Raw genomic sequence first — 661 nt, forward strand, 5'->3', positions numbered from 1 at the left:
CATCATCTTCACTCTGATCGCCATCATCATTGTTTGGACTACTGTCGGGATCAAACTGATCACTTGCAGTAATCTCAGCTACATTGGTATACTCGCCTGCTACGCCTGTTGGAGCATTCACTGTAACCTCATACGTAACTGCTGACCCTGTTAATGGTACAGTAAGTCCTGACCAATCAATCGTTGTTGATCCTGCATTATATACACCACCAGTATCTATACTACCTGATACGATACTGTATCCTATTGGTAAGACATCTGATAAACGTACTCCTGTTGCGATGCTTGGTCCTGCATTACTGATAGCAACTGTAAAGGTCAGCACATCGCCAACTTCTACATTACCGCCATTGTCATCTACAAAACTCTTGGCTATACTTACATCTGATACTTGTGGAGTGATATTGAAATTAGCTTCATCATCCTCACTCTGATCGCCATCATCGTTGTTTGGACTACTGTTTGGATCAAACTGATCGCTTGCGGTAATCTCCGCTACATTGATATACTGAGCTGGATCTGATGGGACGATTGGAGCTAAAACAGTTGCCTGATATGTGACTGTTATCAGTCCACCTGATGGAATTACTAGATTAGCCCAACTAGCTACATTACCCGTAGCCGTTCCGCCATTATTAACTGTACCCAAACTATATCCCGC

1 protein-coding gene is annotated in these 661 nt (G+C 43.1%); it reads right to left on the reverse strand.

Annotated elements, in window-relative coordinates; translation table 11 throughout:
* On the reverse strand, positions 1-661 hold a 661-nt coding region (locus AA089_RS23220; protein WP_046759415.1), incomplete at both ends, for a DUF11 domain-containing protein.

This window comes from Kordia jejudonensis (assembly GCF_001005315.1).
Taxonomy (GTDB): Bacteria; Bacteroidota; Bacteroidia; order Flavobacteriales; family Flavobacteriaceae; genus Kordia; species Kordia jejudonensis.